Here is a 23,697-nt window from a genome sequence, read left to right on the forward strand (position 1 = left end):
CTATTCTCCCGCGCCGCCGTGCAGGCTCTGCACCGGGTTGGCCCGCAGCGCGTCCAGGGCACGGGCGTCGCCGTCGATCCGGTCGACGGCGGCGTACGCGGACGCGATGCAGGCGGGGATGCCGACCCCGTCGTAGGCCGCGCCGCAGACCGCGAGGCCCGGCAGCTTGCCGACGTGCTCACGGACGCGGGCCACACGCGCGTGGTGGCCGACGGGGTACTGGGGCAGTCCGTCGTCCCAGCGCGTCACCCGGGTCGCCACCGGCACGGCGTCGAGTCCGGTCGCCTCCCGCAGGTCGTGCCGGGACACCCGGACGAGGTCGTCGTCGGAGCGGCCGAGCACCTCCGTCTCGCCGTACCGCCCGACGGAGGTGCGCAGCACCAGCAGACCGGGGTCCTGGTCGGCGATCCAGCCCCACTTGCGGGAGGCGAAGGTAGACGCCTTGATGGTGTGCCCGTCGACCGGCGGCACCAGAAAACCGCTTCCTTCGGGGAGGGTGATGCCCTCACTCCGGTAGGCGAGGGTCACCAGGGCCATCGACGCGTACTCCACGGCGGCCAGCTCGGCCGCCGCGGCGGGGGCCTCGGCCCGCAGCAGCGCGGCGGCGGCCGGGGCGGGCAGCGCGAGGACGACCGCGTCGGCGTGCAGGACCCGGTCTCCGGCGACGACGCGCCAGGCCGGGCGCGCCGACTCGTCGGTGCCGGGCCCGGTCGGCGCGGTCCTGCGCAGTTCGGTCACCGGTGTCCCGGTGAGGATCTCGCCCCCGCGTGCCGTCACCGACTCGGCGACGGCGAGCGGCAGTCGGCCCACTCCGCCGTCGATGCCCATGAACACCGGGCCGGTCTGCCCGGCGGCGGCCGCCTTGGCCTGGATCTCGCGCACAGCCTCGGTGAGGGAGGTGTGCGTGCGGGCGGCGGCGTAGAGCTGGGGGACGGCGAGACGCAGCGAGATGCGGTAGGCGTCGCCCGCGTACACACCCCCGAGGAGGGGTTCGACGAGACGGTCGACGACCTCGCGGCCGAGGCGTGCCGCCACGTACTCGCCCACGGCGATGTCCTCGCCCACCTCCGTGCGGGGCAGGTCGGCGTCGCGCTCGATGCGGCGCAGGCCCTCTTCGGAGAGGACGCCAGCGACGGCGGACGCGCTGCCGGGGACACCCATGACATGGCCCTTGGGCATGGGGCGCAGGACTCCGCGGGTCCACAGGGAGGCCGTCGCGGTGGCGGGCGGCTGGAGGCGGTCGCCGAGTCCGGCCTCGCGGGCGAGGTCCACGGCCTCCGGGCGGCGGGCCAGCATCGACTCGGCACCGAGGTCCACGCGCGCGCCCGCGATCTCGCCGGTCAGCAGCTTGCCGCCGAGGCGGTCCGACGCCTCGAGGACGGTGACGCGCGCGCCCCGCCCCAGCAGGCGGTGGGCGGCGGCCAGCCCCGCGATGCCTCCGCCGACGACCACGACGTGTTCCGAACGGGTACGAGTGTCCTCTTCGCGCATGACTCCACCTTCTCAAACCGCACCGACACCTCCGGCAGGGAGCCCGGTGTCCCGCGCGAGTCCGGACCGTGACCGCATCGGGACCGGATCCCGCCAACGTCCCGTACTCCTCCGGCGTCGAAGAACCGTCAGTCGTCACCACCCTGGGGGTAGGCCCGCATGCACACACGCAGCTCCGGACATCCGCTACGAGCCGCTTCACCTGTCCCGTCCGTCTCATCCGCATCACCGGTACTGCCTGTCCTTCGCGTCCGCCCCGCCCGGGTCGTGGCGGGGGTGCTGCTCGTGTCCGCGCTCGCGCTGACGGGATGCGGCGCCAATGCGACGGGAAGCGCCGACAGCAAGCCGGCCGCCCCGGACGCACGAAGCGCGAACGACGCCGGCGCCGGCGCCGAGAAGGTGGCGCCGGGTGCCGCGGGGAGCGACGGCTCGAAGGGCTCCAAGGCCGCCCCGACCAAGGTGACCGCGAACAGCATCATCCGCACCGCCTCGCTGACCGTCGTGGTCAAGGAGGTGCCCAAGGCTCTGGACGACGCCCGCGCCACGGCCGAGAACGCCGGCGGTTACGTCGGCGCCGAGACCACCACCCGCGACGGGCGGGGTCACGAGCGCACCCGCGTCGTCCTGCGGGTGCCCAGCGAACGGTACGACCAGGTACTCGCCGATCTGGAGGGCGCCGGCAAGGTCGTCGAGCGGACGGCCAAGGCACAGGACGTCACCGATCAGGTCGTGGACGTGGAGAGCCGCGTCAAGTCGCAGCGCGCGAGCGTGGCCCGGGTCCGCGAACTGATGGACCAGGCGACCAAGCTCAGTGATGTGGTCGCCCTGGAAGGGGAGTTGAGCAGCCGGGAGTCCGACCTGGAGGCGCTGCTCGCCCAGCAGGCGACACTGAAGGACCGTACGAGCCTGGCCACGATCACGCTCTCGCTGTCCGAGACCCCGGTGAAGAAGGCCGCGCAGAAGGACGCGGACCCGGGCTTCCTGGACGCGCTCTCCGGTGGCTGGAACGTGCTGGTCACCATCGTGCGGTGGCTGGCCCTGGCGATCGGGGCGGTACTCCCCTTCGCGGCTGTCCTCGCCCTGATCGCCCTGGTGTGGACGCGCGGAGTGAGCCCCCGGCTGCGCCGCGGCCCGGCCCCGGAGGTGGCTTCGGTTCCGGCCCCGACGGTGGCTTCCGGTACGCCCGCCGGTCCCGCGGCGAGTCCGTCGGCGGCCCCGGTTCCGGCGTCCCGCCCGGCTTCGGACCCGGCTTCCGGTCCGGCTTCGGGGACCACGGCCGCGCCGAAGGCCGCCCCGCCCGCGAGCGACGGGTCCTCGGCAGGTGGCAAGGAGGACTGAAGTGCCGTGCCCCCGTAGCGTGTTCGCATGAGCATGAACGGTGCGAGCGGTACGGGCAGTGCGGGTGGCACGAATGGCACGGGCGGCAGGGCGCGGGCCCGGGAGCGACTGGTTGTGATCGGCGGTGACGCGGCGGGCATGTCCGCCGCGTCACAGGCACGCCGGCTGCGCGGTCCGGACGAGCTGGAGATCGTGGCGTTCGAACGGGGCCACTTCACGTCGTACTCGGCGTGCGGTATCCCGTACTGGGTGGGCGGCGACGTCCCCGAACGCGACCGGCTGATCGCGCGGACCCCCGAGGAACACCGTGAGCGCGCCATCGACCTGCGCATGCGTACGGAGGTCACCGAGATCGACACTGCGGGTGCCCGGGTGCGTTCCCTGGACCTCGACACCGGGGCCGAGGCGTGGACGTCGTACGACAAACTCGTGATCGCGACCGGCGCGCGTCCGGTCCGCCCGGATCTGCCGGGCGCCGACGCGCCGGGCGTGCACGGCGTGCAGACGCTGGACGACGGGCAGGCCCTGCTCGACACGCTGGCGGTGACCGGGGGCCGCCGCGCCGTGGTCGTCGGCGCGGGCTACATCGGGGTGGAGATGGCCGAGGCGTTCATCAACCGCGGCTACGAGGTGACGGTCGTCAACCGGGGCAAGGAACCCATGTCCACGCTCGACCCGGACATGGGCCGCCTGGTGCACGCCGCCATGGAGGGCCTCGGGATCACCATGGTCGACGACGCCGAGGTCACCGCGTTCCTCACCGGCGACGGAGGGCGGGTCCGCGCGGTCGTCACGGACGACGCCACGTACCCGGCGGACGTGGTGGTGCTCGGCATCGGCGTACGCCCCGAGACGACGCTCGCCCGCGCGGCGGGGCTCCCGCTCGGCGATCACGGCGGGCTGCTCACCGATCTGGCCATGCGGGTGCGCGGGCACGAGAACATCTGGGCGGGCGGCGACTGCGTCGAGGTGCTCGACCTGGTCTCGGGGCGCGAGCGGCACATCGCGCTGGGCACCCACGCGAACAAGCACGGGCAGGTGATCGGCTCCAACGTGGCCGGCGGATACGCCACGTTCCCCGGTGTCGTCGGCACGGCGGTGAGCAAGGTCTGCGATCTGGAGATCGCCCGCACCGGGCTGCGCGAGAAGGACGCGCACCGGGCGGGCCTGCGGTTCGAGACCGTCACCATCGAGTCGACGAGCCGGGCGGGCTACTACCCGGACGCCGCCTTCATGACGGTGAAGATGCTCGCGGAGCGCCGCACGGGGCGGCTGCTCGGCGTGCAGATCGTCGGCCGGGAGGGCGCGGCGAAGCGCGTGGACATCGCGGCGGTGGCGCTGACCGCGGGCATGACGGTGGAACAGATGACGATGCTGGATCTCGGCTACGCGCCGCCCTTCTCCCCGGTCTGGGACCCGGTCCTGGTGGCGGCCCGCAAGGCGGTGTCGAAGGTGCGGCACGGCGACCGATGACGGGTCCCGCCCGTGACGGGCGGGGGGATGCGACACGGCGCCCCGTCCCGGGCACGGGAACACAGGGGCACGGCGTCCTGTCACCGGCACGGGAGCACACGGCACGACGCACCCTCTCGGGCGCGGGAAGTACGGAGCGCGGCGCGCCGTCATGGGCACGGAGCCACACAGCACGGGGCCCTGTCACGCACGGGAACACACCCCACGGCACTCCGTCACGGGAACGGCGACACACCCCACGGCGCCCCGTCCCGGGCGCGGGAACACACCCCACGGCGCCCTGTCGCAGCCGCGGCACCACACAGAACGACCCCCCGTCGCACGCACGGGAAGGCGCGTCGGCCGCCCTGCCTGGCGGGTGGCGCACCTGGCCGACGGCGCGTGCGGCGGCCCGCGCGCCGGTTAGGCGGACTCGTGCCCGGCCGTCCCGTTGATGCGGTCTATCGCCTGCCGGGCCTGCTCGGCGGGCGGCCGGGGCGGCAGCGAGGAGACCGAGCCGGCCGCCGTGACCGCGGGCGGGGTCTGGGCCGGCTTCGCGTGCGCCGCCGAACGGGAGGAGCGCAGGCGGTGGCTGACGGCCTCGTCCAGGGTCACGGGCCGCTGCATCCGGGCCGCGAGCCGTCCGGCCTCCTGGCCGAGCGCGGCGACGTCCTCCCAGGGGAGGTGCAGCACCAGGGCGATTTCCGCCTCGCCGTCGGGCAGGGCATGCATCGGAGGAGTAACTCGGTCGCTCATGGCCTGTGTCCTCACGTCTTCACGTCGTCGCGTCGTCGTACCCGCGGCGCGTCTTCGGCGCGGCGCGGGCGGTCGAGGAGACATACGGCCGCGGGGGCACAGGTGTTCAGTGTGTTCGACGGGAAACCGCGTCGGCCGCCGGGCAGTTGGGCGCACCCCCCTGGCGCGGCCGAGCGCGGATTCACCCCGCACATCGGGGGCAGTACTTCCTCGTGGTCATTCCCGTCCATGACGTGAACCCGGTGCGGCGCACGCCCTATGTGACGTACGCGCTGATCGCCGCCAATGTCCTCGTGTTCCTCTACACCCCCGGCCTCGCCGGATCGGTGGCGGGGGACAGCGCCCAGTCGCAGCTGTGTCATCTGCACGCGTTCATGGACCATTACGCGGCCGTGCCGCAGGAACTGATCCATCATCGGATGCCCCGGCTGGTGCCGACCGGGGAAGTCGGCGGTGGGCCGCACGGGTCGGGCTGTGCGGTGGGTCCGCCGGGCTACGACAAGTCGCCGCCGCTGTCGGTGCTGACGGCGATGTTCCTGCACGGGAGCTGGCTGCATCTGCTGGGCAACATGCTCTTCCTGCTGATCTTCGGCAACAACATCGAGGACCGGCTCGGACATGTGCGCTTCACGCTGTTCTACGTGGCCTGCGGTTTCGCGGCGGCGTACGGCTTCGCCCTGGTGAACGACGACTCGGGCGACCCGCTGATCGGCGCCTCGGGGGCGATAGCCGGGGTCCTCGGCGCCTATCTGGTGCTGTATCCGAGAGCCAGGGTCTGGGTGCTCGTGCCGTTCCTGGTGTTCCTGCCGCTCCGGCTGCCAGCGTGGCTCGTGCTGGGTTTCTGGTTCGTGCTCCAGGCGGCGTACTCGTCCGGCGCCGCCGTGCCCGCCGCCGGCACCGTGGCCTACGCGGCGCACGTCGTCGGCTTCCTGGCCGGCATGCTCCTGGCCTGGCCGCTGCGCCCCGGCACCCCGCCACCACCGGAACCGCGCCGCCTGCTGTTCGGCAGACAGGCGCGGCACAGTTGGTGAGCGGGCGGGTACGGGAGCCCTAGCGCGCCGTCTGCGTGTGGACGTACTCCACCAGGCGGGTCAGCGCGTCCGGGTCCATGCTCGGCGGGACGCCGTGGCCGAGGTTGAAGACGTGGCCCTCCAGACCGGCGGCGGCGTCGAGCACCTCGCGGGTCTTGGTCTCGACGGCCTCGGTGGTCGAGAACAGGACCGCCGGGTCGAGGTTGCCCTGGAGCGCCTTGCCGGGGCCCACGCGGCGGGCGGCCTCGTCGAGCGGGACGCGCCAGTCGACGCCGACCACGTCCGCACCGGCCTCGCCCATGAGGCCGAGCAGTTCACCGGTGCCGACGCCGAAGTGGATGCGCGGCACACCGTACGACGCGACGGCGTCGAAGACCTTGGTGGACGCGGGCATCACCGAGCGGCGGTAGTCCACGGGGGCCAGGGCGCCGACCCACGAGTCGAAGAGCTGCACGGCGCTCGCGCCCGCCTCGATCTGCACCTTCAGGAAGGCGGAGGTGATCTCGGCGAGGCGGTCGAGCAGGTCGGCCCACAGCTGCGGGTCGCCGTACATGAGCGCCTTGGTGTGCTCGTGGTTCTTGGACGGACCGCCCTCCACGAGGTAGCTCGCGAGGGTGAACGGCGCGCCCGCGAAGCCGATGAGGGGGGTCTCGCCGAGTTCGGCCGTCAGGAGCCCGATGGCCTCGGTGACGTACCAGACGTCCTCGGGGGTCAGATCGCGCAGCTGGGCCAGGTCGGCGCGGGTGCGGATCGGGTTCTGGACCACCGGGCCGACGCCCGGCTTGATGTCCAGGTCGACGCCGATGGCCTTCAGCGGGACGACGATGTCGCTGTAGTAGATCGCCGCGTCCACGCTGTGCCGGCGCACCGGCTGGAGGGTGATCTCGGCGACCAGCTCGGGCCGCGTGCAGGACTCCAGCATGGGGATGCCCTCGCGCACCTTGAGGTACTCGGGCAGTGAGCGACCGGCCTGCCGCATGAACCAGACGGGCGTGTGCGGCACGGGCTCGCGCCTGCACGCCTTGAGAAAGGCGGACTCGTACGTGACTGTCGGCTGCTGCCCGGCGGGGCTGTGGTTGGCGCTCACGACGGAAAGTCTCCCACGGCTCACGGGCATCCCCGTCCCGGGCTCCGGTGCGCCCGCCGCCCCGGCTCGGGCCCTGCGGACGGGCCGCCCGCGGGGCGGTGTCCGCGCGGCACGATCCGGACAGGGGTCCCACGCACGGGTGTCTCTCCCTGCGCGCGGGCTCCGTTCCCCTTAATCTTCCCGGCATGGCTGCGGCTCAGGGACGACTGTCGGACGGCGCTGGCGGAATGGACGACGCGAAGGAGAAGAAGGAGGAGGACAGGAATGCGGCGGAGACGGCCCCGTTGCCCTTCCGGGCGGCCGTCGACGCGCTGAAGGCCGCGCGGCTGCGGCCGGACATCGAGATCGACCCGACGCGACCACCGCAGCGCCTGGCTCCGTACTCGTACGCGCTCGAGGCCGCGGTCGTCGCCGACGACGAGGATCTGGCCGACGGCCGCCTCGTCCTGCTGCACGACCCGGCCGGGCACGACGCCTGGCAGGGCTCCTTCCGTCTGGTGACCCTGGTCCGCGCGGAGCTGGAACCGGAGATGGCCGCCGACCCCCTGCTCCCCGAGGTCTGCTGGTCATGGCTGACCGGCGCGCTCCAGGCCCGCGGTCTCTCTTACGGCGAGGCGAGCGGCACCGTCACGCGCGCGAGCTCGCACTACTTCGGCGGGCTCGCGGAGCGCCCGGCCGCCTCGCAGATCGAGATCCGCGCGTCGTGGACACCCCGGGAGGGACTCGGCGGCGTCCCGGACACCGCCGCGCACCTCGCGGGCTGGTGCGACCTGCTGTGCCAGATCGCCGGACTGCCGCCGGTGACTCCGGGTGACGCCTCGGTGGTCACCTTGCCGCAGCGCCGGGGACCACAGTCCCGCTGACCCCCACAAGGGCGCGCGCCGACGCGCGCGCCCTTTCCGTTTCCTTACCGGCCGAATGTCGATACGACCACTTTCGGCCGCGTATCGACGTGGAACGACTCGGTTCGATCTTCGGATGATCGATCGCGTGTCCGAATTGCACGGATTGTTACTCATCACATCGTGATCATTCTCTAAAGGTCGATGGGTTTGATGCCGAAGACGTCTGTGACCTTGAAAGCACGGTTCGTCCTGGCTCGCCCCCCCCAGAGCCGGTCCCGTCCCGCACCCCAGGAGGCCTGGTGTCCGTTCTCCTCGAGCAGCCCGCAAGCCTGGTCGCCTACCGCCCGAACAAACCGACCGCCATGGTGGTCGTGGCCGACCCCCGGGTCCGCTCCACCGTCACCCGCCATCTGTGGGCGCTCGGAGTGCGCGACGTCATCGAGGCGTCGTCCGTCGCGGAGGCCCGTCCCCGAATCGGCAACCCGCGTGACATCTGCGTCGCCGACGTCCACCTGCCGGACGGTTCCGGCCTCACCCTCCTCTCCGAAACCCGAGCCGCGGGCTGGCCCAACGGCCTCGCCCTCTCCGCCGCCGACGACATCGGTGCCGTGCGCAACGCCCTCGCGGGCGGCGTCAAGGGCTATGTCGTCACCGGCACCCGTACGAACGTCGGGCTCCCCACCCGGCCCGGCGCCGCGCCCATCGGCTCGGCCGCCGCCCGTATGCACCGCCGCCCCCCGGGTGCCCCGAGCCACCCGGGCGGCTACCGCGAGCTGTCCGGCCGAGAGGTCGAGGTCCTTCGACTGGTCGCGGAGGGCCAGTCGAACAAGGCCATCGGCGTCTCCATGGGCCTGTCCGCACTGACCGTCAAGAGCCACCTCGCCCGCATCGCCCGCAAGCTCGGCACGGGCGACCGCGCCGGGATGGTCGCGGTGGCCCTGCGGACCGGCATCATCCACTGATCCCTCCCCCGACACCACCGCGCCCTGCCTCACGCCTCCCCAGCCCTGTGGCCGCTTCCCCGGCGTGTGAACCGGGTCTTGCGCGTACCTGACTGGTTTACGACCATCAGACGCCCGTCGACGGAACGTTCCGTCGGCGGGCGTTGTCCATACACAGATACTCTTGACAGGTGACCGACGCCCAAGAGACCGCAGCAGACAGCTCACTGCGAACCACCGGAGGCGGCCCTCCGGACGACGTCGAATCGGCGCCGACCCCTTTGCTCGAGCCCCGAGAAGGCATTCCGCCCGTGATCGTCGACGATGCCTCGCTCGCCGAGGTGATCGCCGCCTTCGCCGCCGGATCCGGCCCGGTGGCCGTCGACGCCGAACGCGCGTCCGGGTACCGGTACGGCCAGCGCGCCTATCTGGTGCAGCTACGCCGTGAGGGCGCCGGCAGCGCGCTCATCGACCCCGTCGCCTGTCCCGACCTGTCCGGTCTCGGAGAGGCGATCTCCGGGGCCGAATGGGTGCTGCACGCCGCCACCCAGGACCTGCCCTGTCTCCGCGAGATAGGCATGATTCCCACCAGCCTCTTCGACACCGAGCTGGCCGGACGTCTGGCCGGGTTCCCCCGGGTGGGCCTCGGCGCGATGGTCGAGAGCGTCCTCGGCTTCGTCCTGGAGAAGGGGCACTCGGCCGTCGACTGGTCGACGCGCCCGCTGCCCGAGCCCTGGCTGCGCTACGCCGCGCTCGACGTGGAGCTCCTCGTCGACCTCCGCGACGCCCTGGAGAAGGAGCTCGACCGGCAGGGCAAGCTGGAGTGGGCCCGGCAGGAGTTCGACGCGATCGCGCAGGCCGAGCCCGCGCCGCCGCGCAAGGACCCCTGGCGCCGTACGTCCGGGATGCACAAGGTGCGCCGCCGCCGGCAGATGGCTGTCGTACGCGAACTGTGGGAGACCCGGGACCGGGTCGCGCAGCGCCGGGACATCTCGCCGGGCAAGGTGCTCGGGGACGCGGCGATCGTCGAGGCGGCGCTGGCCGTGCCCGCCAACATGCACGCCCTGGCCGCTCTGAACGGCTTCGGACACCGCATGGGCCGGCGCCAGCTGGAGCAGTGGCAGGCCGCGGTCGACCGGGCGAAGGCGCTGCCGGACAACGAGCTGCCGCAGCCCGGGCAGCCGGTGACCGGGCCTCCCCCGCCGCGGGCCTGGGCCGACAAGGACCCGGCCGCCGCCGCCCGGCTCTCCGCCGCGCGGGCCGCCGTATCGGCGCTGGCCGAGCAGCTGAACATGCCGCAGGAGAACCTGATCACCCCGGACACCGTGCGGCGCGTGTGCTGGGAGCCGCCGACGACACCGGACGCGGAGTCCGTGGGCGCGGCGCTCACCGCCTGCGGGGCGCGGCCCTGGCAGGTCGAACTGGTCACGCCGGTCCTGGTGACCGCGCTGTCCCTGAAGACCGTCTAGGACCGCCGTTCGACCGCCCCCGTCGGCGGGTTTCCAAGTGCTCCGTACGCTCGGTTTACGCCGAACGGGTCCCTGAAGCGGAACCGACCCGTCGAACGGGCGACGAGATCACGCCAAGATCCTGGGCCGCCGGACGCGCTGCCCGGCTTCTTGGACATCCGGCCGCACCGAAGCGCCGTGACACCGGGCCCGGCGCGGCCGTACCCGGACCGGACCGTAGGCCGCGACCCCCGCCGCCTGCGCGACCCCGACGTGGCGGGCCCCGGGCGGCGCGCCGGTGCCGGACGCTCGTGCCCGGCGGGCCGGGCCAAGGCACCGAGGGCTTTCGGATGTGACCTTCGCCGCTCCCGGCCTCGGGACTGGGCAGGTTGGTTACTCGTAAGTAGCATGGGTGCTGAGCGCGCGCTCAGGCGTGTGTCCGCGCAGCAGTGCCATCCCGCATCTGGAGGAGAGCCATCGTGCCTCGTACCGTCAGGGACGTCGTCTTCGTAGACGGCGTCCGCACCCCGTTCGGCAAGGCGGGCCCGAAGGGCATCTACCACGAGACCCGTGCCGACGACCTCGTCGTGAAGGCCATCCGGGAGCTGCTGCGCCGCAACCCCGGTCTTGACCCCAAGAAGATCGACGAGGTCGCCATCGCCGCGACCACGCAGATCGGTGACCAGGGTCTGACCCTGGGCCGCACGGCCGGCATCCTCGCCGGGCTCCCCCAGTCGGTCCCCGGCTACTCCATCGACCGCATGTGCGCTGGCGCCCTGACGGCCGTCACCGCCACCGCGGGATCCATCGCGTTCGGCGCGTACGACGCCGTCATCGCCGGTGGTGTCGAGCACATGGGGCGCCACCCCATGGGCGAGGGCGTGGACCCGAACCCGCGGTTCGTCAGCGAGAAGCTGGTCGACGAGTCGGCCCTGTTCATGGGTATGACCGCCGAGAACCTGCACGACCGCTACCCCACCATCACCAAGCTGCGCGCCGACGAGTACGCCGTGCGCTCGCAGGAGAAGGCCGCCAAGGCGTACGCCAACGGCAAGATCCAGCAGGACCTGGTGCCGATCTCGGTGCGCAACACCAACCCGGAGGTCGGTGAGACGGGCTGGGGCCTGGTCACCGCCGACGAGCCGATGCGTCCGGGCACCACGCTGGAGAACCTGTCCGGCCTGAAGACCCCGTTCCGCGTCCACGGCCGGGTCACGGCCGGTAACGCGGCCGGTCTGAACGACGGTGCGACCGCCTCGATCCTCGCCTCCGAGGACTTCGCCCGCGAGAACGGCCTGCCGGTCAAGATGCGCCTGGTCTCGTACGCCTTCGCGGGCGTCGAGCCGGAGGTCATGGGCTACGGCCCGATCCCGGCCACCGAGAAGGCCCTCGCCAAGGCCGGTCTGTCGATCGAGGACATCAACCTCTTCGAGATCAACGAGGCCTTCGCCGTCCAGGTGCTCGCCTTCCTGGAGCACTACGGCATCGCCGACGACGACGCGCGCGTCAACCAGTACGGCGGCGCCATCGCCTACGGCCACCCCCTCGCCTCCTCCGGCGTCCGTCTGATGACGCAGCTGGCCCGCCAGTTCGAGGAGCAGCCGGAGGTCCGTTACGGCCTCACCACCATGTGCGTCGGCTTCGGCATGGGCGCCACGGTCATCTGGGAGAACCCGCACCACAAGGACGCCGGAGGCGACAAGTGACCACCGCTGAACTCCTGAAGGGCGCAGCCGAGCTGTTCCCCGACGAGGTAGTGACGTCCGCGAACGTTCGCCACCTCGACCTGCCGTTCGGTGCGGGCCGTTTCGCCCTCATCACGCTGGACAACGGCTTCGACCACACCAAGCCGACCACCTTCGGCCCGGCGTCCCTGGCGAACCTCGACACCGCCATCGACCAGGTCGAGCGGGAGGCCGCGGCCGGCGAGATCGTCGGTATCGGCGTCACCGGCAAGCCGTTCATCTTCGCGGTCGGCGCCGACCTCAAGGGCGTCGAGCTGCTCAAGAAGCACGAGGACGCGCTCGCCATCGGCAAGGGCGGCCACGAGGTCTTCAAGCGCCTGTCGGGCCTCGCGGTCCCGACCTTCGCGTACTACAACGGCGCGGCGATGGGCGGTGGCGTCGAGGTCGGTCTGCACTGCTCGTACCGGACCGTCTCCGCGGCCCTGCCGGCCTTCTCGCTGCCCGAGGTCTTCCTCGGTCTGGTCCCCGGCTGGGGCGGCTGCACGATCCTGCCGAACCTGATCGGCGCCGACAAGGCCGTCTCGGTGATCATCGAGAACTCGCTCAACCAGAACAAGCAACTCAAGGGCGGGCAGGTCTACGACCTCGGGATCGCCGACGCGCTCTTCGAGGGCGCGGACTTCCTGGAGCAGTCGCTGCTCTGGACGGCCGCCGTCCTCAAGGGCGAGATCGCCGTCGAGCGCCCGGAGATCGACCGCGGCGAGGCCTGGGACCAGGCCGTCGCGCGCGGCCGGTCCGTCGCCGACAGCAAGGTGCACGGGGCCGCCCCGGCCGCCTACCGCGCGCTGGACATCATCGCCGCGGCCAAGGACGGCGACCTGCAGAAGGGGTACGACGCCGAGGACGTGGCGCTCGCCGACCTGATCATGGGTGGCGAACTGCGCTCCGGCATCTACGCCTTCAACCTGGTCCAGAAGCGCGGCAAGCGTCCGGCGGGTGCGCCGGACAAGTCGCTGGCGCGTCCGGTCACCAAGGTGGGCGTCGTAGGTGCGGGCCTGATGGCCTCGCAGCTCGCCCTGCTCTTCCTGCGCCGCCTCGAGGTGCCGGTCGTGCTGACCGACATCGACCAGGAGCGCGTCGACAAGGGTGTGGGCTACGTCCACGCCGAGATCGACAAGCTGCTGCTCAAGGGCCGCGTCAACAAGGACAAGGCCAACCGCCTGAAGGCCCTGGTTTCCGGTGTGCTGGACAAGGCCGAGGGCTTCTCCGACGCGGACTTCATCATCGAGGCCGTGTTCGAGGAGATCGGCGTCAAGCAGCAGGTGTTCGCTGAGGTCGAGGCGGTCGCCCCGGCGCACGCGATCCTCGCCACGAACACCTCCTCGCTGTCGGTGAGCGAGATGGCGTCGAAGCTGAAGAACCCCGAGCGGGTCGTGGGCTTCCACTTCTTCAACCCGGTCGCGATCCTCCCGCTCCTGGAGATCGTGCGCGGCGAGCAGACCGACGACGCCTCGCTGGCCACGGCGTTCGCCGTCGCCAAGAAGCTGAAGAAGACCGCGGTCCTCACCAAGGACGCCCCGGCGTTCGTCGTGAACCGCATCCTCACCCGCTTCATGGGCGAGATCCAGAACGTCATCGACGAGGGCACCCCGGTCGACGTCGCCGAGAAGGCCATCGAGCCGCTCGGCCTGCCGATGTCCCCGCTGGTCCTCCTCGAACTGGTCGGTCCCGCGATCGGTCTGCACGTCTCGGAGACCCTCAACCGGGCCTTCCCGGACCGCTTCACGGTCTCCCCGAACCTCGCGGCCGTCGTCAAGGCGGGCAAGCGCGGCTTCTACGTCTACTCCGCGGAGAACGGCTTCAAGCCGGAGCTGGACCCCGAGGTCGCCGCGCTCCTCCAGCAGGGCGACGTCGTCCTGACGGAGGAGCAGGTACGCGCCCGGGTCCTCGACGCGGTCGCCCAGGAGATCGGGCTCATGCTCGACGAGGGTGTCGTCGCCGAGGCCCAGGACATCGACCTCTGCCTGATCACCGGCGCCGGCTGGCCCTTCCACCTGGGCGGCATCACGCCGTACCTGGACCGTGAGGGCGTCTCCGAGCGGGTGACCGGGAAGCGCTTCCTGGAGCAGGGACTGGCTTCGGTTCCCGCGTAACGGCCGTACGGCACACGTGAAGAGGGCCTCCGCTTCGGGCGGAGGCCCTCTTTCTCGTTCGAGGCCGAGGCGTCAGGCCTCGACCCTGCGGAAGGCGCTGCGCACGTACTCCGAGATCCCCTGGTCGGCGAGGAAGTCGCCCGCCACCGGCGGGACTTCCTGACTCAGCACGCGGGGCGGGCTCCCCATCGGAGCCCGACTGCGCACATCCGCCCACCGGTTGGCACGCCCCACCGCCGTACTCGCTTTCGGCACGGCGGTGTTGGCGTGCGCACTCCAGTGCGCTCCGGCCCTCGGTGTCAGACCGCCCGCCATGCCTCCAGGGCGATCCCCGGCTCGTCCTTGCGGCGGGTGACGCGGAGTTCGCCGGTGCCGGGAGAAAGAGTCGCGGCGACCACACGTCCCTCCTCGTCCTCCGCCAGCGACAGCAGGGCGTCGGCGGGGAGTTCCGGCCCGGACTCCGTCCACCAGGCGCCCGCCGACTCGTCCTCGGTCGGATAGGCGGCGAAGGCCACCCGCCCGCTCGCCGAACGCTGGGCCAGCAACGTGCAGTCGTGGCCGTCGAGTTCGCAGCGGATGACGCAGACGGGGCCTGGGCCGGCCGAAGCCAGCAGGGCCACCGGCTTGGTGCCGGGACGCCAGGCGCACACATCGCCCGAACCGTCGGTGAAGAAGAGCGTGGTGAAGTCCGCGGAGGTCGCGAGCGCGCGCAGGCTGCCCGGTCGGACCGGCGCCTCCAGCGCCTCGTCCAGGGCGAGTTCCGCGCCCGCCTCCTCCTGACCCCAGTGCAGAACACCGCCAGGGACGGCCGCGTACAGCTCGACACGGCCCGAGGCCCCGGTCACCGCCGCCAGATCCCCCTGTACGTCATGCCCCTTCAGGTCGCACCAGGGCCCCCAGCCGCCCTTCTCCTTCTGGGCGATCATGCTCACTCCGCCGCCCTTGTTGCGAACGAAGACATGGGCGCGTCCCTGCGCGTCGACCGCGACGGCGGGGTTGCCCGTCCGGTCCCCGCTGCGGTCGGGGTGACCGATCGGGCTCCAGTCGAGGGCGGCGAGGTCCGGCCGGAAGTGGGTGGAGTGGACGAGGCCCGACTGGTCGCGGACCGTCGGACGCCAGGAGACCAGGTGGGTGTAGCGATCCGGGCCCTGGCCCAAGGCCAGTACGGAGTGCAGGCGTTGGTCGCCGCCCACGGTGCGCGGAGGGTCCCAGGGGCCACCGGATCCGCGCTCCGCCCGGCAGCGGACGGTGGCCTCCGACAGCAGGTACGCACCGAGCCTGCCGTCGCGGCCGCGTATGAGCCAGTCGACGTTCACCGCTTCACTTTAATCGGGGGCGGGCCGCTCGGTAATCAGGGGCGTGCCGTTTGCCGAGGCATCGTCCGTCGTGACGCGGCGCCGGGCGGAGGGGCGTTCTGGCAGGGTGAGCGCATGACGACTCTGCTCATCGTGGACGGCGCCAACGTGGTGGGTTCCGTGCCGGACGGCTGGTGGCGGGACCGTCGCGGCGCCGCCGGGCGACTCAGGGACGGGCTTGCGGACTTCGCCGAGCCGGGACTGCCCGGTCACCCGGGCTCGCTGGAGATCGTCCTGGTGGTGGAGGGCGCGGCGCGCGGGGTGGACTCCGTCCCCGGGGTCCGTGTCGTCGAGGCTCCGGGCAGTGGCGACGACCGCATCGTGGAGCTGGTGGCCGAGGCCCGGGGCCGCGCCTGTCTGGTCGTCACGGCCGACCGCGAACTGCGACGCCGGGTCGGCGAACTGGGCGCGGAGGTGGCCGGGCCGCGCACGGTACGCCCCGGCCCCTGACCGCCGGTCCGGACGTACGCCACCACCGCCCCGCACCACCGCCCCGAGCAGACCTCGCCGACTTCGCCGTGCGCGCGCATTCACCGCGTGCGCCGCGTGCGCCGACGTTGCCCACCAGCGCGGTGTCGCATCCGCCGCCCGCCCCTGCGCGGCCCCGGTGACCGGCGCGCGTCGCGACGGCCGGACCGGGTCCAAGGCGCCCCCGTGACACCGGCCCGCGCACCGCCGGAGCGGGAAGCCGGCAGCGGGAAGCCGGCAGCGGGAAGCGGGCGGGCGTACGAGCGCGCCACATGGCCCCGCAGCCCCGGCCGGAGCGGGACGTACGGGGCCGGGGGCAGGGCGGGTCGGCTACCCGGCGGTGCCGCCGGGTGGGTTGCGGATCTCGCCGAGTGTCGTCTCCTCGTGCCGGCCGAGGCGGCTGTGCGAGCGCCCGTAGAGGAAGTAGACGACGATGCCGATCACCATCCAGATCGCGAACCGCAGCCAGGTCTCCGCGGGCAGGTTCAGCATCAGCCACAGCGTCGCGAGTACCGAGAGGATCGGCACCCAGGGCACCAGCGGGGTGCGGAAGGCGCGGGGCAGATCGGGGCGGGTGCGGCGGAGGATGACGACTCCGACGGCGACCACGATGAACGCGAAGAGCGTGCCGATGTTGACCAGTTCGGCCAGCTCGCTGAGGCTGGTGAAGCCCGCGAGGATCGCGATGATCACACCGAGCAGGATCGTCGGCCGGTGCGGGGTGCGGAACCTCGGGTGGACGCGGGAGAAGAACCGCGGCAGCAGTCCGTCCCGGCTCATCGCGAAGAAGACACGCGTCTGGCCGAGCAGCAGGATCATGCAGACCGTGGTCAGTCCGATGGCGGCGCCGAAGCTGATGACGCCTGCGTACCAGGGGTGCCCGGTGGCCTTGAACGCGTCGGCGAGCGGGGCGTCCACGGACAGCTTCTTGTAATTCTGCATGCCCGTGACCACGATCGACACGAGGACGTAGAGCGTGGTGCAGATGACGAGCGAGCCGAGAATGCCGCGTGGCATGTCCCGCTGCGGGTTCTTCGTCTCCTCGGCGGCGGTCGCGACCACGTCGAAGCCGATGAAGGCGAAGAACACCACGGAGGCCGCGGTGAAGATGCCCATCACGCCGAAGTTGGTCGGCGCCCAGCCGAACATCAGCTGGATCAGCGGGGACTTGATGCCGCTGCCCGCCTCCACGGCCTGCGCCGGGGGGATGAAGGGATCGTAGTTCTTGCCCTCGATGAAGAAGGCGCCCGCGATGATCACGATCAGGACGACGGTGACCTTGATCGCGACGACCAGCGTGGTGATCCGGGCGGAGAGCTTCACGCCGACGACGAGGATGGCGGTGAGCACCAGCACCAGCGCGGCGGCGAGGATGTCGAAGCCGAACCCGTGGGCTCCGTCCCGCCCGCTGAGCGACTCGGGCATGTGCCAGCCCGCGTTGTCCATCAGCGAGCGCACATAGCCCGACCAGCCGACGGCCACCACCGCCGTGCCGAGCGCGAATTCCAGGACCAGGTCCCAGCCGATGATCCAGGCGGGCAGTTCGCCGAGGGAGGCGTAGGAGAAGGTGTACGCGGATCCCGCGACCGGGACGGTGGAGGCGAACTCCGCGTAGCACAGGGCCGCCAGCGCGCAGGCGACCCCCGCGGCGACGAAGGCGAGCGAGACTCCCGGTCCCGCGTTCTCCTTGGCCACCTTGCCGGTGAGGACGAAGATGCCGGTGCCGATGATGACACCGACACCGAACACGGTGAGGTCCAGAGCGGACAGCGTCTTTTTGAGCGCGTGCTCCGGCTCCTCAGTGTCCAAGATCGATTGTTCGACCTTCTTCGTCCTGAAGAGGGTGTTGCTCACGGACGTACCTCCCACGCTTGTCGTCCTCGACATGATCGAGAGGGCAGGTAGCACGTATCCCCCGACGCGGCCCGGTTCACGCAGATGGGCCGGTTTCACCACCCGTACAGGGTGCTGAAACCGGCCCATCGGCCCTGCGTGACCGCGTCAGTCGCGCGCGGTCTCCACCGCGTCCATGGCCTGTGCGGCGGTGCGCTCGTACCGGCCGTCGAGCTTGGCGACGAGACCGGTGACCTGCCGGGCGATGTCCGGCGCGGTCAGACCGATCTCCGCCATGACCTCGGCCCGCGAGGCGTGGTCGAGGAAGCGCGGCGGGATGCCGAAGTCGCGCAGCGGGACGTCGACGCCCGCGTCGCGCAGCGCCTGCGCGACCGCCGAGCCGACACCGCCGACCCGGGAGTTGTCCTCGACGGTGACGACCACGCGGTGCTGCTCGGCGAGCGGGGCCATGGCCTCGTCCACCGGCTTGACCCAGCGCGGGTCGACGACGGTCGTGGAGATGCCCTGCCGGTCGAGGAGTGCGGCGATCTCCAGGCACATCGGGGCGAGCGCGCCGACGGAGACCAGCAGCACGTCGGGCGCGTCGGTGCCGGGCTCCCGCAGGACGTCCATGCCACCGATCCGGCCCACGGCGGGCACGGCCGGGCCGACCGCGCCCTTGGAGAAGCGCACCACGGTGGGCGCGTCCTTCACCTCGACGGCCTCGCGCAGCTGGGCGCGGACCTGGTCGGCGTCGCGCGGCGCGGCGAGCCTGAGGCCCGGGACGACCTGGAGGATGGACATGTCCCACATGCCGTTGTGCGAGGCGCCGTCGGTGCCGGTGACGCCCGCGCGGTCCAGGACGAACGTGACGCCGCACTTGTGCAGGGCCACGTCCATCAGGACCTGGTCGAAGGCGCGGTTGAGGAAGGTCGCGTAGACGGCGAAGACGGGGTGCAGTCCGCCGGTGGCGAGGCCCGCCGCGGAGACGGCGGCGTGCTGCTCGGCGATACCGACGTCGTACACCCGTTTGGGGAATGCCTTGGCGAACCGGTCGAGGCCGACCGGCTGGAGCATCGCGGCGGTGATCGCGACGATGTCCTCGCGCTCCTTGCCGAGCTCGACCATCTCCTCGCCGAAGACGGAGGTCCAGTCGGCGCCGGAGGAGGCGATCGGCAGGCCCGTGTCGGGGTGGATCTTGCCGACGGCGTGGAAGCGGTCCGCCTCGTCCTGGAGGGCGGGCTGGTAGCCGCGGCCCTTCTCGGTGAGGCAGTGCACGATGACCGGGCCGCCGAAGCGCTTGGCGCGGGCGAGGGCCGACTCCAGTGCCTCGATGTCGTGCCCGTCGATCGGGCCGACGTACTTCAGGCCGAGGTCCTCGAACATGCCCTGCGGGGCGATGAAGTCCTTCAGGCCCTTCTTGGCGCCGTGCAGGGTCTCGTAGAGAGGCTTGCCGACGACCGGCGTGCGCTCCAGGAGGTCCTTGCCGCGGGCCAGGAAGCGTTCGTAGCCGTCGGTGGTGCGCAGGGTCGCCAGATGGTTCGCGAGGCCGCCGATGGTCGGCGCGTACGAACGCTCGTTGTCGTTGACGACGATGATCAGCGGGCGGTCCTTGGCGTCGGCGATGTTGTTCAGCGCCTCCCAGGCCATGCCGCCGGTGAGCGCGCCGTCACCGATGACGGCGACCACGTGGTCGTTCCTGCCGAGAACCTCGTTGGCCTTGGACAGGCCGTCGGCCCAGCCGAGGACCGTGGAGGCGTGCGAGTTCTCGATGATGTCGTGCTCGGACTCGGCCTGTGAGGGGTAGCCGGACAGGCCGCCCTTCATCTTCAGCCGGGAGAAGTCCTGTCGGCCGGTGAGCAGCTTGTGGACGTAGGACTGGTGGCCCGTGTCCCACAGCACCCTGTCCTTCGGCGACTCGAAGACGCGGTGCAGAGCGATGGTCAGCTCCACGACACCGAGATTGGGGCCGAGGTGGCCGCCGGTCTTGGAGACCGCGTCGACGAGGAAGGTCCTGATCTCGCCGGCCAGCTGGTCCAGCTGCTCCAGGCTGAGCCGGTCCAGATCGCGCGGTCCCCTGATGCGGGTCAGCAGCGGCACCCGTGCCTCCTTGCAGTAGAGCTGTTGCCGGGCTTGGTCGAGTCTAATGTTCCGCCTTTGCGGGCGCGGGCCGGGCCTGGCGATGTACGCCACACGATCGGCCCAACCGGACGGGAACACGTGTTCCCGTCCGGACGTGACTGTGCCCGGCGCCGTCACCGGCGCCGGGCACAGGGTCTTTCACAGGGACGCCGCCGCGGGTGTGCTACGGCGTTCCCCGCGGAGTGTTACGCGCGGCCCGCGGCCTTCTGGCTCTTCCGCGAGACGGAGTCGATGACGACCGCGCCCAGGAGCACCGCACCCGTGATCATGTACTGGATGGAGGTGTTCATGTTGAGCAGGTCGAGACCGGTCTGGATCGACTGGATGACCAGCATGCCCAGGAGGGCCGACCAAACGTTTCCGCGGCCACCGAAGAGGCTCGTACCACCGATGACGGCCGCCGCGATGGCGAGCATCAGTGTGTTGCCGCCACCGGCGTTCAGCGTGGCGCTCGCGGTCTGGCCGGCGAAGAACATACCGCCGACCGCCGCGAACCCGCCGGAGATGGCGAAGACGGTGATGCGGACCATGGACACGCTGATACCGGCACGGCGGGCCGCCTCGATGCCACCGCCGACCGCGAAGATCTTGCGGCCGTAGGTGGTGCGACGCAGCACGAAGTCGACGATCACCAGGGAGGCGAGGAAGATCACCAGGGCGTTGGAGACACCGGAGGCGTTGTTCAGCACGGCGGCGGCGGTGAACGACGCCACGGCGAGCGCTCCGACGCGCAGCACGATCTCGCTGGTGGGCCGGAAGGGCACACCGGCGGCCTTGCGGCGGCGCTGGTCGATGAACGAGCCCACGAGCATCGAGACGACACCGAGGCCGGCCAGCAGGTAGGCACCGACGACAGCCTGGTCCATGAAGAACGAGCTCTGGCCGAGCAGGTGGACCGGGCCGCTCTCGGCCGGGATGTTGATGGTGCCGCTCGTACCGAGCAGCCACAGCATCAGGCCGTTCCAGCCCAGGAAGCCGGCCAGCGTCACGACGAAGGCGGGCACGCCGATCCTGGCGAAGAACCAGCCCTGCATCGCGCCGATGACGGCACCGGTCAGGACGGTCAGGAACAGGGCCAGCCAGGCGTTCACGCCGTGGTTGACCACGAACACCGCGAAGACCGTGGAGGCGAGGCCGCTGACCGAGCCGACGGAGAGGTCGATCTCACCGAGCAGCAGGACGAACACCAGGCCGATGGCCAGCATGCCGGTGGCCGACATGAAGTAGCTGATGTTCGACAGGTTGTCGGCGCTGAGGAAGCGGCTGTTCTGCGTCTGGAAGATCGTCCAGATGATGATCAGGCCGATGAAGACCGGCAGCGAGCCCAGCTCGCCGCCCTTGATCTTGCGCTTGAACTCGGTGACGTAGCCCTTGAGGCCCTCTTCGCGGACCAGCAGACGCGGGTCCACGACCGACACGGGAGCGGCAGTGGGGTCGTCGGAGGGAGCCACCGTGTTCTGGTGCTCCACCTCGGCCTCCGCCTTGGAAACCTTGGACGTGTCGCTCACTTTGCGGCCTCCGTGTTGCGACGCCCCGCACGACGGGTCACGGCGTTGTCCGTGGCTCCGGTGATCGCGGCGATGATCTCTTCGTGGCTGGTGTCCTTCACGGAGAAGGAGCCGTTGTTCTTGCCCAGGCGCAGGACGGCGACGGTGTCCGCGACGGCCTTCACGTCAGCCATGTTGTGGCTGATGAGAATGACGCCGAGGTTGCGCTCGCGCAGCCGCTCGACCAGGTCGAGGACCTGCGCGGTCTGCTCGACACCGAGCGCGGCGGTCGGCTCGTCGAGGATGACGACCTTGGGGTCGCCGATGAGGGCGCGGGCGATGGCCACGACCTGACGCTGACCGCCGGAAAGGCTCGCGATCGGGATACGCACGCTCGGGATGCGGATGGAGAGTGTGCTGAGGAGCTCACGCGCCTTCTGCTCCATCGTGACCTCGTCGATGACGCCGCGGTGCAGCAGCTCACGACCGAGGTAGAGGTTGCCGACCACGTCGAGGTTGTCGCACAGGGCGAGGTCCTGGTAGACGGTCGCGACGCCGAGTCCCTGGGCGTCGTGCGGCTTGTTGATGCTGACGGGCTGGCCGTCCCACTCGATGACGCCTTCATCGATGGGGTGGACGCCCGCGATGGTCTTGACCAGGGTGGACTTTCCTGCGCCATTGTCGCCCACCAGGGCGACCACTTCTCCGGGGTGGACCTCCAGCTCGACATCGGTGAGTGCCTGCACAGCACCGAATCGCTTGGAGACTCCGCGCAACGCCAGCACGGGCGTAGCGGACACGTGAACCATCTCCTTCGCCGCCTGACCGGCGGGGATGCCGCGCTCGAACTAAGAGGCGCGGAGGGATGTGCGAAATGCACAAGGTTTACAAGATGAACATGCGCGAATCCGTCGCTTTTCGCAACGGATCCATCCGACGCCCGCCCCGCAGCGGGGTATGAAGGTGGAGCAGGCGTCGGACAGGTTCGCGAGACCGCTGAGCGGTCGAAACTCGGGCGACCACCCGTTGTGCGGAGGTCGCCCGAGAGGGTCGTGCTTACTGGAGGCCGGCAGCCTTGCAGGCCTTGGCGAAGTCCGCGGTGCAGATGTCGGTGACGGTGTAGAGACCGTCCTTGATCACCGTGTCCTTGATGTTGGCCTTGGTGACCGAGACCGGGACCAGGAGCTGCGAGGGCACCTTGTCGCCGGAGCCGCTGGTGAGCTCCTGCGTGGCCAGGGACTTGATGTCCTTGCCCCCGAGCAGGTTGACCGCGAGCTGGGCAGCGGCGTCCGCCTCCGGCTTGAAGGCCTTGTAGACGGTGGAGGACTGGGTGCCGGCGACGATGCGCTGGATACCCGCGAGCTCCGCGTCCTGACCCGTCAGCGGGATGCCACTGATCTTCGCACCCTTGAGGGTGTTCGCGATGCCACCGGCCATGCCGTCGTTGGCGGAGTAGACGCCCGCGATGTTCTTGGCGCCGAGCTGCGTGATGGCAGCGGACATCTTCTGGGCGGCGACGGTGTCCTTCCAGAGGCCGGACTGCTCGTAGGCGATGTCGACCTTGCCGTCGAGGGCCTTGTGGGCACCCGCCTTGAACTGACCGGCGTTCGGGTCGGCGTCGTCACCGTTGATCATGACGATCTTCGACTTCGGGGTGGCCTTGGAGCCGAGCGAGGCGAGCAGCGCCTCACCCTGGAGCTGGCCGACCTTCTGGTTGTCGAAGGAGACGTACGCCGAGACCGGACCCTGGGCGAGACGGTCGTACGCGACGACCTTGATGCCCTTGTCGACCGCGGTCTTGATCGAGGACTTGATGGCGGCCGAGTCCTGCGCGCTGATCACGAGGACCTTGACGCCCTGGGTGATCATGGTGCTGACCTGCTGGGCCTGCTTGGCGGCGTCACCGGCCGCGTTCGCGTACTGGACCTTGCAGTCCGGGCACAGCTCCTTGACCTTGTTCTCGAAGAGCGGGTGGTCGAACTTCTCGTAGCGCGCGGTGACACTGTCGGGGAGCAGGAGACCGATGGTCTTGCTGCCCGAGGAAGAGCTGCTGCTGCTGCTGTCGCTGGAGCTCTTGTCGCCGGCCTTGCCACAGGCGGCCACCGAAAGGGCCATGGAAACAGCGGCGGTACCGATGACGACTCTACGCATCGTGTTGTTCATTGGTGGTGCCTCCCTGACAGGG

General features: G+C 71.0%; 18 protein-coding genes. 9 read left to right on the forward strand and 9 right to left on the reverse strand.

The annotated features are described in order from the left end of the window. On the reverse strand, positions 1–1,491 hold the full coding sequence (hemG, locus tag ACFYR3_RS35020) for a protoporphyrinogen oxidase (protein ID WP_389285937.1): 1,491 nt from the start codon (positions 1,489–1,491) through the stop codon (positions 1–3). A 279-nt stretch (positions 1,492–1,770) separates the two neighbouring features. Here hemG and ACFYR3_RS35025 point away from each other — a divergent pair, with 279 nt between their 5' ends. Further along, a complete protein-coding gene (locus ACFYR3_RS35025; RefSeq protein WP_355851479.1) occupies positions 1,771–2,829 on the forward strand; it encodes a DUF4349 domain-containing protein in 1,059 nt (352 codons plus the stop codon). 33 nt (positions 2,830–2,862) lie between these two features. After that, complete coding sequence (locus tag ACFYR3_RS35030) at positions 2,863–4,302, forward strand: FAD-dependent oxidoreductase (protein ID WP_389286018.1); 1,440 nt, start codon at positions 2,863–2,865, stop codon at positions 4,300–4,302. Positions 4,303–4,704: 402 nt separating this feature from the next. Here the strand turns inward: ACFYR3_RS35030 and ACFYR3_RS35035 are convergent, their stop codons facing one another. Next, the gene (locus tag ACFYR3_RS35035; protein ID WP_355851327.1) at positions 4,705–5,037 is read right to left on the reverse strand and encodes a hypothetical protein; all 333 of its coding nucleotides are present in this window, start codon (positions 5,035–5,037) and stop codon (positions 4,705–4,707) included. Between the two features lie 212 nt (positions 5,038–5,249). On the opposite strand from ACFYR3_RS35035, the gene ACFYR3_RS35040 reads away from it, so the two are divergent. Further along, the gene (locus ACFYR3_RS35040) at positions 5,250–6,068 is read left to right on the forward strand and encodes a rhomboid family intramembrane serine protease (RefSeq protein ID WP_355851330.1); all 819 of its coding nucleotides are present in this window, start codon (positions 5,250–5,252) and stop codon (positions 6,066–6,068) included. A 19-nt stretch (positions 6,069–6,087) separates the two neighbouring features. Here the strand turns inward: ACFYR3_RS35040 and hemE are convergent, their stop codons facing one another. After that, the gene (gene hemE, locus ACFYR3_RS35045) at positions 6,088–7,155 is read right to left on the reverse strand and encodes a uroporphyrinogen decarboxylase (protein WP_355851333.1); all 1,068 of its coding nucleotides are present in this window, start codon (positions 7,153–7,155) and stop codon (positions 6,088–6,090) included. A 185-nt stretch (positions 7,156–7,340) separates the two neighbouring features. Between hemE and ACFYR3_RS35050 the strand changes: the two genes are divergently transcribed. The 5 genes from ACFYR3_RS35050 (at position 7,341) to ACFYR3_RS35070 (ending at position 14,227) form a co-directional block, all read left to right on the forward strand. Further along, complete coding sequence (locus ACFYR3_RS35050) at positions 7,341–8,018, forward strand: DUF3000 domain-containing protein (RefSeq protein ID WP_355851336.1); 678 nt, start codon at positions 7,341–7,343, stop codon at positions 8,016–8,018. Between the two features lie 281 nt (positions 8,019–8,299). Continuing rightward, positions 8,300–8,962 (forward strand): response regulator transcription factor, encoded by a 663-nt coding sequence (locus ACFYR3_RS35055; protein WP_019073943.1) that lies wholly within the window; start codon positions 8,300–8,302, stop codon positions 8,960–8,962. Positions 8,963–9,132: 170 nt separating this feature from the next. After that, the gene (locus tag ACFYR3_RS35060) at positions 9,133–10,410 is read left to right on the forward strand and encodes a ribonuclease D (RefSeq protein WP_355851339.1); all 1,278 of its coding nucleotides are present in this window, start codon (positions 9,133–9,135) and stop codon (positions 10,408–10,410) included. 458 nt (positions 10,411–10,868) lie between these two features. After that, a complete protein-coding gene (locus tag ACFYR3_RS35065; protein ID WP_356782641.1) occupies positions 10,869–12,095 on the forward strand; it encodes an acetyl-CoA C-acyltransferase in 1,227 nt (408 codons plus the stop codon). Beyond that, complete coding sequence (locus ACFYR3_RS35070) at positions 12,092–14,227, forward strand: 3-hydroxyacyl-CoA dehydrogenase NAD-binding domain-containing protein (RefSeq protein ID WP_356782642.1); 2,136 nt, start codon at positions 12,092–12,094, stop codon at positions 14,225–14,227. Before ACFYR3_RS35065 ends, ACFYR3_RS35070 begins: the two co-directional genes overlap by 4 nt. Before the next feature lie 299 nt (positions 14,228–14,526). Here ACFYR3_RS35070 and ACFYR3_RS35075 read toward each other — a convergent pair whose 3' ends face one another. Then, positions 14,527–15,543, reverse strand: a complete 1,017-nt coding sequence (locus tag ACFYR3_RS35075) for a hypothetical protein (protein ID WP_389285942.1) — start codon at positions 15,541–15,543, stop codon at positions 14,527–14,529. 114 nt (positions 15,544–15,657) lie between these two features. Between ACFYR3_RS35075 and ACFYR3_RS35080 the strand changes: the two genes are divergently transcribed. Beyond that, entirely contained in the window at positions 15,658–16,032 is a 375-nt protein-coding gene (locus ACFYR3_RS35080) for an NTP pyrophosphohydrolase (protein ID WP_389285944.1), read from the forward strand. Between the two features lie 348 nt (positions 16,033–16,380). Here ACFYR3_RS35080 and ACFYR3_RS35085 read toward each other — a convergent pair whose 3' ends face one another. The 5 genes from ACFYR3_RS35085 to ACFYR3_RS35105 all read right to left on the reverse strand — a co-directional run bounded on the left by ACFYR3_RS35085 (position 16,381) and on the right by ACFYR3_RS35105 (position 23,675). Further along, a complete protein-coding gene (locus ACFYR3_RS35085; RefSeq protein WP_356782645.1) occupies positions 16,381–17,904 on the reverse strand; it encodes an amino acid permease in 1,524 nt (507 codons plus the stop codon). A gap of 147 nt (positions 17,905–18,051) precedes the next feature. Continuing rightward, a complete protein-coding gene (gene dxs, locus ACFYR3_RS35090; RefSeq protein ID WP_355851356.1) occupies positions 18,052–19,983 on the reverse strand; it encodes a 1-deoxy-D-xylulose-5-phosphate synthase in 1,932 nt (643 codons plus the stop codon). Between the two features lie 227 nt (positions 19,984–20,210). Then, complete coding sequence (locus ACFYR3_RS35095; RefSeq protein WP_389285945.1) at positions 20,211–21,533, reverse strand: sugar ABC transporter permease; 1,323 nt, start codon at positions 21,531–21,533, stop codon at positions 20,211–20,213. Next, positions 21,530–22,321, reverse strand: coding sequence for an ATP-binding cassette domain-containing protein (locus tag ACFYR3_RS35100; protein WP_328552899.1), 792 nt, complete (start codon positions 22,319–22,321; stop codon positions 21,530–21,532). The genes ACFYR3_RS35095 and ACFYR3_RS35100 overlap by 4 nt, the downstream gene beginning before the upstream one ends. Positions 22,322–22,568: 247 nt before the next feature. After that, positions 22,569–23,675 (reverse strand): sugar ABC transporter substrate-binding protein, encoded by a 1,107-nt coding sequence (locus tag ACFYR3_RS35105; RefSeq protein WP_389285946.1) that lies wholly within the window; start codon positions 23,673–23,675, stop codon positions 22,569–22,571. Positions 23,676–23,697 lie beyond the last annotated feature (22 nt).

This window comes from Streptomyces sp. NPDC005784 (assembly GCF_042871525.1).
Taxonomy (GTDB): Bacteria; Actinomycetota; Actinomycetes; order Streptomycetales; family Streptomycetaceae; genus Streptomyces.

Excerpts from the sequence above, each read along its gene's own strand:
- hemG (WP_389285937.1), bottom strand. The coding sequence starts at position 1,491 with ATGCGCGAAGAGGACACTCGTACCCGTTCGGAACACGTCGTGGTCGTC.
- ACFYR3_RS35030 (WP_389286018.1), top strand. The coding sequence starts at position 2,863 with ATGAACGGTGCGAGCGGTACGGGCAGTGCGGGTGGCACGAATGGCACG.
- ACFYR3_RS35035 (WP_355851327.1), bottom strand. The coding sequence starts at position 5,037 with ATGAGCGACCGAGTTACTCCTCCGATGCATGCCCTGCCCGACGGCGAG.
- ACFYR3_RS35050 (WP_355851336.1), top strand. The coding sequence starts at position 7,341 with ATGGCTGCGGCTCAGGGACGACTGTCGGACGGCGCTGGCGGAATGGAC.
- ACFYR3_RS35080 (WP_389285944.1), top strand. The coding sequence starts at position 15,658 with ATGACGACTCTGCTCATCGTGGACGGCGCCAACGTGGTGGGTTCCGTG.
- ACFYR3_RS35100 (WP_328552899.1), bottom strand. The coding sequence starts at position 22,321 with ATGGTTCACGTGTCCGCTACGCCCGTGCTGGCGTTGCGCGGAGTCTCC.
- ACFYR3_RS35105 (WP_389285946.1), bottom strand. The coding sequence starts at position 23,675 with ATGAACAACACGATGCGTAGAGTCGTCATCGGTACCGCCGCTGTTTCC.